The following is a 9,366-nucleotide window of genomic DNA, read 5'->3' on the forward strand; positions in this document are numbered from 1 at the left end:
TCCGGCCACCAGCCCAAAACGGACGCAGAAATCGATCAGAAGATCACTCTCGAACCACCTCGGTGGATCAAGGCTTAGACCGTGTCCTATGTGGTGAGGCGGACGAGTCGCTTGTAGCAGCACAGCGCGGCGGCCAGACCGAGAAAGGCCAGGTAGTTGCGGGGATTCCGTTCGTAGCGGTGGTTGAGTCGGCGGTATCCGGTCAGCCAGGACATGGTCCGTTCGATGACCCAGCGACGTCGCCCCAACCGTTCGCTGGACTCGACGCCCTTGCGTGCGATGCGCACGCCGATGTGCTTGCCCCATAGCCATTTCCGCAGACGAGGGATGTCGTACGCCTTGTCGGCGTGCAGACGCTGGGGCTTGAAGTACCGGCCGCGGTGGGGGGTCGTGTCTCGTTTGGTGACCCTTGACCATCGGCTTCAGCGCGAGGCTGTCGTGGGTGTTCGCCGCGGAGAGGCCGACGAGGAGGGGCAGTCCGTTCGCGTCCGACAGGACGTGCATCGTGGAACCCGGCTTGCCCCGGTCCACGGGGCTCGGGCCGGTGAGTTCGCCCCTTTTTTAGCCTCACGTGCGCGGAGTCGAGCACGGCCCGGGACAGGTCGAGCAGGCCGGCGTCGTCCAGGCGGTGCAGGATCTCCTCGTGCAGCCGGCCCCAGACACCGGCCCTGGACCAGATCAGGAACCGGCGGTGGGCCGTCGACTTCGATATCCCGAAGTATGGAGGCAGTGCCCGCCAGGCGCAGCCGCTGACCAGCACGTAGATGATCGCGGCGAACAGCGTCTCATCGGGTGTGTCCGGCGTCCCGCCGCCCTACGGCCGCACCTTCGACGGCGGGATCAGCGGCTCCGCGATCTCCCACAGTCCGTCCGGAACAATCCAACTCCACGTATCCCGCCCCATGATGAGCCCAACGACCGACTCACCACATAGGACACGATCTTAACCTGGAGGCGGAAGCAATTCTCCCGTAGCAGCCGGCCCGCGGTGGGCGCCGACACGGGATGTCCCTGCCCGGTGAGCTCCTCGCCAAGTACCGCAGCGACTTGTCGTCCAGCGCAGCGGCTACATCGGATCTCTTCGCTTGTCCGGCTCGACCAACGCCAGCGCTGCCGGAACGAGCAGCGGGTCCAGGCTCTCGGCATTCTTGCGTCCACCACCAGCCCGGCAGACCCTGGCCATCCGACAGCGGATCCTCGCCGCCCTCCAGTCGGCATGCGCAGAGCATGTCAACGAAGCGGAAACTGCAGAGCAACGTGTCTTTTCTTTACAAGCCCTCGGCGGGGCGCAGCGGTTCCTGTCCGCGGTCAGCGGTATCTCACCTCACTCCCGCCCTCACCGCCACCTGATGACAGCCTCCGACCACCGCGCCGAGATGACCGTCCGCTTCACCATCTGGGACCAGATCACCGGCGCTGCCAGCCTGCCCACCACGGCCTGACCACAGGCCCCGGCCGCGGGCCCACCACGCCCCCACCCACCATCAGACAGTCACGCACCCAACAACGTGACAACGCCCACAAGGGAGTTGGGCGTCATACCCGGTACGGAGTTCGTCGATCAGAGTGTCCTTCACTCGAACACCGTACGGACCGGGTCAAGTGAATAATCGCCGGTCGAAACCGCGCGAACATCAAGGGCTGCACTGCCTCACCCGGCCACCGGAAAACAGAACAGGTACTGACCTCTGCCGCTACCTGCCTCGACGGCCAGCCGCCCTTCGAGCGGCTGGCCGTCGACACGTTCGCATCCACGCAGTGCCGTCATTCCTCATCCACATTCCAGAGCCGGTTGATCACCAACTGCCTCCGGAAACCGTCGACAAACGCTGTTCTTGGAGATCAACGAAGCCACCCGAGATGCGCGACAGCGAAAGTTGGCGCAGCATCGAATCCAGGGGCATCGAATCGACTGGGATTCGCTGACTGCAATCAGCAGTCACCCGTCGAACGCTCCAAGAGCATAAGCCAGACCAAGAACGCTCTTTCAACGGTCGATCACTCTCGACCCGGGCATGTCCCGGGAATTCCGCCATCAGCAGAAAGTGATGGGGTAATTCACTATGTCCAACAATCAACCGACGGGTGTCCCGGCACCGCTCCAGAGCTTCGAGCCGGCTGTCGAACTGCTCCAGGAGGCACCGGAGGAGGACGTCCGGAGTGGGCTTGACTCGACGCTCCATCAGGCCGATGGGCAGGCGGCCAGTGACGCCAATGCCGCGGCGGTACAGCCACCTCCCGTCGTGTCGGCGGAAGAGGTGCCGCAGACCACTCTCGTAGAACGGTGGCGCGAACACATAGAGGCGTCTCGGCAGCGAGGAGCATGATCATGCCGTACTTCCGCAACAGTCATTCCTCGACGATCCAGGTGGTTGGAATGTACTGGGACCCGCAGAGCTGCGGGCAGTACGGAAACTACCGGACCATGGGCTGGTGGCGCATCAAGCCCTACGAGCGAATCCTCCTCGCACCCAACAATCAACAGTTCTTCTACTGGTACGCCGAGTCCGACGACGGCTACAAGTGGGAGGGCCGCTATGGGCCCGTCTATACCTATCTCTACCCGTTTGACTCCTGCCTTCAGATCGGCTCGACCGGAGCATGGAAGACGGTGACGATGCGCCCGCACGACCAGTACGCCTATCCCGGTGGCGTGAACGTGGACATCTGAGCTCCACCACGAGCACGAAGTCAGGAGCATCACCATGGCTGCTCAAACGGAAAAGGACGTTCAGCGGTACTGCGCCCAGCCTCCGCAGAGAATCCCCGCACTGCCCTCGGGCCTCAGCCTTCCGCGGACCAGGGCGATACTGGCCAATCACGCGAAGTGGGTGAACGGCACCCATCTGCGGTACAGCTTCCTCAACGGTGCCGACGACGGCGTGGCAAAAGCGTGGTTGACCGAGGTCCACAACGGTTTCGAGGAGTGGGAGAGCCTTGGCATCGGGCTGAAGTTCCGTCCCGAGGATAACCCGGCGGAATCGGAGATCCGGATCACCTTTGCCGATGACGGCTCCTGGTCGTACGTCGGAACGGACTGTCTCAGCATCAGCGCCGAAGAGGCCACGATGAACTTCGGATGGGACCCGACCTCGCCCTACGGCAAGGCTACGGTCCGGCACGAGATAGGGCATGCGATCGGTTTCTGTCATGAGCACCAAAATCCGTGGGCCGGCATCGAATGGAACGTGGAAAAGGTCTACGAGTACATGGCAGGCCCGCCCAATTTCTGGCCCCCGGAGACGACCTATCAAAACATCATCCGCAAACTCTCCATGGACCAGGTGACCGGTTCACACTGGGACGTGCTGTCCATCATGGAATACGGCTTCGGACCCGGTCTAATCAAGCGACCGGAGGCATATCGGAACGGCATTCCGTCTCCGCTCAAACTGTCTGAGCAGGACAAGGAGTACGTGCGCACGTGGTATCCGCCGCTGGCCCCTCACATGGACGAGCTGAAGCCGTTCCAGTCGTCGGTCCTCGGCCTCGCCTCAGGAGAACAGGCCGACTACGAGATCATCCCGGAGAAGAGCCAGAAGTACCAGTTCGGCACCTTCGGAAACGCCGATGTGAAGATGGTCCTCTTCGAGCAAGCCGATGATGAAAACCTGCTCTACGTCACCGGCGAGGATGACAGCGGCGAAGACCGCAATGGCCGCTTCGAGGTCAAACTCTTCAAGGGGCGCCAGTATGTCCTCCGCGTCCGGATGTACTCCACGTGGGGTTCTGCGAACGCGTCGGTCATGTATTGGTGACCGCAGGCGGGAGAAAGAGAGCGGGGCCCAGTGAGACTGGGCCCCGCTCTACTGCCCCTGGCAGGATTTGAACCTGTGCACACGGACCCGAAAACCCAGGGTCCGTTGCATGATCAAGATCTGTCCGGGTTCATCCGGTGAGGCCGAGGGCGGGCGTTGTCACGTTGGTGGGGGTATGACCGGCTGACGGCGCGTTGGGGCATGGTGGGCTTGCGGTCCGGGTCTGTGGTCAGGCCGTGGTGGGCCGGCCGGCAGCGCCGGTGACCTGCTCCCAGATCGCAAAGCGGACGGTCATCTCGGCGCGGTGGTCGGAGGCTGTCATCAGGTGGCGGTGAGGGCGGAAGTGGGGTGAGATGCCGCTGACCTCGGACAGGAACCGCTGCGCTCCACCGGTGGAGTAAAAGCCCTTCATCGCGTGTTCACGCCGACGGGAGGGCTGGTGGCTGTTCTCGGCCCGGTTGTTCAGACCCTGGTGACAGCGGTGCTCGACGGAAGACATGACCTCGCGGTGGGCCGCGCCGTAGGAGCGGAGCCGGTCGGTGACGACCGCCCGGGGCACCGCGCGCGTCTTCGTCAGCAGCGTGCGGAAGAAGCGCCGGGCCGCAGCCGTGTCCCGGCGGCTCTGCACCAGGATGTCCAGCACGGTGCCGTCCTGGTCGACGGCCCGCCACAGGTATTTCTGCTCACCGTTGATCTTGATGAAGACCTCGTCCAGATGGCACGTGTCGCCGGGCCGGGGCTGCCGACGGTGCAGTCCGTTGGCGTACTGCTGACCGAACTTCACACACCAGCGGCGCACCGTCTCGTACGAGACGATCCGCCGCGCTCCAGCATCAGCTCTTCGACCTCACGGAAACTGAGCGGGAAGCGGAAGTACAGCCACACACAGTGCGAGATCACCTCGACCGGATACCGGTGCCCCTGGTACGACGGCGACATGCCCTCCACGGACGACCCCCTCCACCGTGATCAGCCCGAGGATCCTCCCATCCTGTCAGCCAACGTGACAGCGCCTGATGGACAGTTCGCGGTTGACGGTGTCGGCGTCCATCTCGTCCGCCCGCGCCGCCGCCAGCTCGGCGAGCACCTCCGGAAGCGCCGGGTCGTCGATCGCGGCGACGGGGAAGACGGGCGGCTTCGCGCCCCGGCGGGCGGGCCCGGTCGGCGCCGGTTCGCCGGCGAGCATCCACCCCCACGTCGTCAGCGAGATCCGGTAGATCCGCGCCGAGGACTTCGCGATGCCCGCACCGGTGAGGTACCGCTCGACCGCCGCGGCGTATGACGCCGGAGCAGCGGACAGGGGCACGACCCGGGCGCGCGGCACACGCAACGCGTCCCCGCTCCCGAGTTCGGTCACCGGTTCGATCGCCACGCCCGCCCCACCCTTCCGGCACTGCCGCAGTAAATGCGTACACCTCACCCCGGCGGCCGGAGAACCCGCCGCAGGTCGCGATGATCACCGTAGAGGCCCTGCCGCAGTAGATCCGGCATTTACTGCGGTAGTTCTTCCGGTCTCCGCTGGGCGGCTGCGGTGAGCTGGGCGGCCAGATTCTTGAGCGCCTGCCGTAGTTCGTCGGGATGGTGGATGGTGAAGGGCCACTCCAGGGAGGCGAGCATGTGGGCCATGCCGTCCAGCCGTTCTGCCCGTGCGTGCATGAGAACTCCGGTGGGCTGGGCGGTGAGGGTCACCGCTGAGCGAGGTAGCCGGCGAGCGATCTCATCGAGGGGGCCATGGATCGTCACCTCGACCTGCCAGCGGTAGGGCCCCTGAGCGAGGGTCGAGGTCAGGTGGGCCACGGGGTCGAAGCCGTCGGGTGCGGTGAAGCTGTCGGCTCGGGAGGTGACGGAGGCGATGCGGTCGATGCGGAAGGTACGCAGGCTGTCGCGGAGGTGGTCGTGGCCGACGACGTACCAGCGGCCGGTGTGGAAGACCACGCCGTATGGGTCGATGTCGCGTTCGGTGTGTTCCTGGCGCCAGGACTGGTGGCTGATACCGACGGTCGTGTGGGCGCGGGAGGCCTGGGCCAGTGCCAGCAGAACGCCGGTTCCGGGTGCCTGCCCGATCACGGCGTTGGCGGTGAAGGACAGGGTCTCCCGCATGGCGGCGAGCGGTTCGCGCAGGGCGTGCGGAAGCACCCGCTCGATCTTGGCCAAGGCACCGGCACTGGCCGGCGCGGCAGTGCCCATGCCCAGATGTTCTGCCGCGAGCAGGCCAAGAACGACGGCGAGGGCCTCGTCATTGGTGAGGACCAGAGGTGGCATGCGGTAGCCGCGGGCCAGTCGGTAGCCGCCGTAGCGGCCGCGTTCGGCCTCCACGGGGATGCCCAAGTCGCGAAGGTGGGCCGTGTAGCGGCGCACGGTGCGGACGTCGGTGTCCAGGCGGTCTGCCAGCTCCGCCCCGGTGAGCCGGACGTTGGACTGGAGGAGTTCCAGCAGGGTCAGCACGCGGGTGAGGGGATGCGACATGGATCACTCGGCATTTCAGGGCGGATTCTGTCCTGTATCGACCTTACGCTCCCCGCAGCACCTACTTCTGGGAGATCACATGACCACCTTCGTACTCGTTCCCGGTGCCTGGCTCGGGGCGTGGGCCTGGGAAGACACCGCCCGCGCTCTGCGCGAGCGCGGCCACGCGGCGCTGCCGCTGACACTGACGGGCCTGGCCAAGCACGCAGACCAGGGCGGACCCGAGACGGACCTGGACACGCACATCGCGGACATCACCGGCTTCGTCGAGCGGAACGATCTGCGCGGCGTCACGCTGGTCGCCCACAGCTATGCGGCTGCTCCGGTGACCGGGGCAGCCGGACGTCTCGACGACCGGCTGGAGCGCGTGGTCTATGTGGACAGCGCCCCGTTCGCCGCGGGCATGTGCATGCTGGACCTCATGCCACCGCAGGCAGCGGACCAGCTGCGTCACCAGGTCTCCGCTTCCGGTGACGGGTGGCGGCTGCCGATGCCGCCGTTTGAGGTCCTGGGCTTGTCCAGCAGCCTCGACGGGCTCGATGAGGGCCAGCGGGACGCTCTGCGCTCGCGTGCCACCCCTCAGCCGTTCGGCACCTACGCCCAGCGTCTTACCGGCCCGACCGAGCCCGGTCCCGGTGTGGACCGTGCCCTGGTCGCGTGCCATGACTTCACGGGGCTGCTGGATGCCGGGGTGCCGATGCTGACCTACCTGAACCAGCCGCCGTGGCGGCGCTTCGACCTGCCCACCGGGCACTGGCCGATGCTGTCCGCGCCCACCGAACTCGCCGACATCCTCGACAAGGCCGTCTCCTGACCGCGCTGGCTGAGAGGCACAGCCCGATGCTTGCCCACGAGAGCGTCCGCCGGCTGCGGGCCCAGGCCCTGGCCGGCGGAGCCCGGGAGGAGGCGTTGTCACGTTGGCTGACCGGCCTGGGATGATCTTGGAGTTGGTCGTGCCGGGGAGGGGTTCGCTCGTGTCGTCCGCGCCGCCGTCGTACAAGGGGCACCGGTACCCGATGGAGATCATCGCGCACTGTGTGTGGCTGTACTTCCGCTTCCCGCTCAGTTTCCGTGAGGCCGAAGAGCTGCTGCTCGAGCGCGGCGTGACCGTCTCCCACGAGACCGTCCGCCGCTGGTGCGCGAAGTTCGGGCAGACCTACGCCAACGGCCTGCGCCGCCGGCGTGCGAGGCCGGGCGACACGTGGCACCTGGACGAGGTGTTCGTCAGGATCAACGGGGAGCCGAAGTACCTGTGGCGGGCCGTCGATGCCGACGGCAACGTGCTCGACATCCTGGTCCAGGGCCGGAGGGACAAGGCTGCGGCCCGGTGCTTCTTCCGCAAGCTCCTGAAGACGACCCGCGCCGTGCCGCGCGTGGTCATCACCGACCGGCTCCGCTCCTACGGCGCGGCCCACCGAGAGGTCATGCCCTCGGTCAAACACCGCTCCCACCAGGGCCGGAACAACCGGGCCGAGAACAGTCATCAGCCGACGAGGCAGCGCGAGCGCGCCATGAAGGGCTTCCGCTCCGTCGGCGGGGCGCAGCGGTTCCTGGCCGCGTTCAGCGGCATCTCACCCCACTTCCGGCCCCATCGCCATCTGATGACCGCCACCGAATACCGCGCCGAGATGATCACCCGCTTCGCCATCTGGGATCAGGTCACCGGCGTCGCCGGCCTGCCCACCGCAGCGTGAGCACGGAGCCGGAACCCGGCCCCACCACACCCGACACGCCGTCAGGCACTCACATACTCAACAACGTGACAGCGCCCGACAACGCCCAGCGCATGGTCGAACTGGGTTACGGCGTCCGGCTCGACCCGTACCGCTTCACCGACGCCCAACTCCACGGCGCGATCGGCCGTCTGCTCGGCGATACGACTCTGCGGCGCACCCTCACCGAGGCCGGTGAGACGATCCGGGCGCGCGACGGACTGCATAAGACCGCTGATCTGATCGAGCGGGCCGCCACGGACTGATCCCACCGGCCCTCGGACGAACCGCCCCCACGCCCCTCCCCGGCCACCTGCGCACCGCATACCGCCGGACTTCGTCGCCCAGGTCGACCCTCTCGAAGCACAGCGCACCCGCCCACCCCCTGCTCGATCTTGGTGGCTAATTCCAATGCTCCTGCTGTGAGCCGGAGTTGGTCGCTGAGGAACGACGACTCCAGCGGATGGGATCATGCTGATCGTTGATCTCGTCGTGATTCCTTGGGGATCGGAGTGTGTCGTGTCGATGCAGCCGCGGCCTTGGCCGGAGCCGGATCCGCAGGTGGCTGCGGCGATCCGGGCGATCTACCGGGGCCGGCGGGCGGTTCCGTTGCCGGTGCAGGTGCGTGACCGGCTGGGCGAACTGTTCCCGGACGCGGCGTTCGCCGAGGCGTTCGGCCGGGCGGGTAAGCCGGGCTGGTCGCCGGGGCGTCTGGCGCTGGTCACGGTGCTGCAGAAGGCCGCGAACCTGACCGACCGGCAGGCCGCGGACGAGGTCCGCGAGAACCTGGCCTGGAAGTACGCACTCGGCCTGGACCTGGAGGATCCGGGATTCGACCACAGCGTGCTGCCGGAGTTCCGCTCCCGTGTCGTCGCCCACAGGCTGGAGGAGCGGGTGCTGGACCTACTGCTGGAGCGGCTGACGGCGCTGGACCTGCTGACGGCGGGCGGCAGTCAGCGCACCGACTCCACGCACATCGTGTCGACGGTGCGGGACCTGAACCGGCTGGAGCTGGTCGGCGAGAGCGTCCGCGCTGCGTTGAACGCGCTCGCCGTCGCCTGCCCCGACTGGGTGGACCAGGTGCTGGTGGTGGACGACTGGAGCCATCGCTATGGAGATCGGGTGGACAGCTGGCGGCTGCCGACCTCCAAGACCAAGCAGGACAAACTCGCGCTCGCCTACGCGCAGGACGGCTACACGCTGCTGCAGGCCGTCTACGCACCCGCCTCGCCCATGTGGCTGCGCGAACTGCCCGCGGTGCAGACCCTGCGGCAGGTGCTGGTGCAGAACTTCACCCGCACCGCCGACCGCGTCGGCAGGCTGCGGATCCGGCGGCGTGAGCGCGCCGAGGACGGCGGCGACGGCCTGCCGCCCGCCCCATCCCGCCTAGCCTCCCCCTACGACACCGACACCCGCTGGTCTGCCAAGCG

8 protein-coding genes and 4 pseudogenes are annotated in these 9,366 nt (G+C 66.8%); 7 read left to right on the forward strand and 5 right to left on the reverse strand.

Going from position 1 to position 9,366, the window contains the following annotated elements:
* Positions 1-86: 86 nt before the first annotated feature.
* Both JL475_RS36940 and JL475_RS36945 read right to left on the reverse strand, forming a co-directional pair.
* Positions 87-904, reverse strand: a pseudogene (locus JL475_RS36940) (IS5 family transposase).
* A 44-nt stretch (positions 905-948) separates the two neighbouring features.
* Positions 949-1,211: pseudogene (locus tag JL475_RS36945) on the reverse strand (ISAzo13 family transposase); the annotation flags it as partial.
* A 60-nt stretch (positions 1,212-1,271) separates the two neighbouring features.
* Between JL475_RS36945 and JL475_RS36950 the strand changes: the two are divergent.
* From JL475_RS36950 to JL475_RS36960, 3 genes and pseudogenes are all read left to right on the forward strand, one after another.
* Positions 1,272-1,442 (forward strand): annotated as a pseudogene (locus tag JL475_RS36950) (IS6 family transposase); the annotation flags it as partial.
* 887 nt (positions 1,443-2,329) lie between these two features.
* Positions 2,330-2,671, forward strand: a complete 342-nt coding sequence (locus JL475_RS36955; RefSeq protein ID WP_202282570.1) for a DUF1036 domain-containing protein — start codon at positions 2,330-2,332, stop codon at positions 2,669-2,671.
* Positions 2,672-2,705: 34 nt separating this feature from the next.
* A complete protein-coding gene (locus JL475_RS36960) occupies positions 2,706-3,758 on the forward strand; it encodes a M12 family metallopeptidase (RefSeq protein ID WP_202282571.1) in 1,053 nt (350 codons plus the stop codon).
* A gap of 229 nt (positions 3,759-3,987) precedes the next feature.
* On the opposite strand, the pseudogene JL475_RS36965 reads toward JL475_RS36960, so the two are convergent.
* The 3 genes and pseudogenes from JL475_RS36965 to JL475_RS36975 all read right to left on the reverse strand — a co-directional run bounded on the left by JL475_RS36965 (position 3,988) and on the right by JL475_RS36975 (position 6,224).
* A pseudogene (locus JL475_RS36965) lies at positions 3,988-4,697 on the reverse strand (IS6 family transposase).
* A gap of 55 nt (positions 4,698-4,752) precedes the next feature.
* Positions 4,753-5,130, reverse strand: coding sequence for a hypothetical protein (locus tag JL475_RS36970; protein ID WP_237409342.1), 378 nt, complete (start codon positions 5,128-5,130; stop codon positions 4,753-4,755).
* 119 nt (positions 5,131-5,249) lie between these two features.
* Positions 5,250-6,224, reverse strand: a complete 975-nt coding sequence (locus tag JL475_RS36975) for a YafY family protein (RefSeq protein ID WP_202282572.1) — start codon at positions 6,222-6,224, stop codon at positions 5,250-5,252.
* Between the two features lie 79 nt (positions 6,225-6,303).
* Between JL475_RS36975 and JL475_RS36980 the strand changes: the two genes are divergently transcribed.
* The 4 genes from JL475_RS36980 to JL475_RS36995 all read left to right on the forward strand — a co-directional run.
* Positions 6,304-7,038, forward strand: a complete 735-nt coding sequence (locus tag JL475_RS36980) for an alpha/beta fold hydrolase (protein ID WP_202282573.1) — start codon at positions 6,304-6,306, stop codon at positions 7,036-7,038.
* A 202-nt stretch (positions 7,039-7,240) separates the two neighbouring features.
* A complete protein-coding gene (locus tag JL475_RS36985) occupies positions 7,241-7,918 on the forward strand; it encodes an IS6 family transposase (protein WP_237409347.1) in 678 nt (225 codons plus the stop codon).
* 65 nt (positions 7,919-7,983) lie between these two features.
* The gene (locus JL475_RS36990) at positions 7,984-8,202 is read left to right on the forward strand and encodes a hypothetical protein (RefSeq protein WP_237409344.1); all 219 of its coding nucleotides are present in this window, start codon (positions 7,984-7,986) and stop codon (positions 8,200-8,202) included.
* A 259-nt stretch (positions 8,203-8,461) separates the two neighbouring features.
* Positions 8,462-9,366, forward strand: a 905-nt coding sequence (locus JL475_RS36995) for a transposase (RefSeq protein WP_237409349.1), incomplete at its 3' end; no start/stop codon positions are given.

It is taken from the genome of Streptomyces sp. M2CJ-2, from assembly GCF_016757295.1.
Lineage (GTDB): Bacteria > Actinomycetota > Actinomycetes > Streptomycetales > Streptomycetaceae > Streptomyces.

Bases quoted from the DNA above. Each gene is read 5' to 3' on its own strand.
- JL475_RS36955 (WP_202282570.1), top strand. From the start codon at position 2,330: ATGCCGTACTTCCGCAACAGTCATTCCTCGACGATCCAGGTGGTTGGA.
- JL475_RS36975 (WP_202282572.1), bottom strand. From the start codon at position 6,224: ATGTCGCATCCCCTCACCCGCGTGCTGACCCTGCTGGAACTCCTCCAG.
- JL475_RS36980 (WP_202282573.1), top strand. From the start codon at position 6,304: ATGACCACCTTCGTACTCGTTCCCGGTGCCTGGCTCGGGGCGTGGGCC.
- JL475_RS36985 (WP_237409347.1), top strand. From the start codon at position 7,241: ATGGAGATCATCGCGCACTGTGTGTGGCTGTACTTCCGCTTCCCGCTC.
- JL475_RS36960 (WP_202282571.1), top strand. From the start codon at position 2,706: ATGGCTGCTCAAACGGAAAAGGACGTTCAGCGGTACTGCGCCCAGCCT.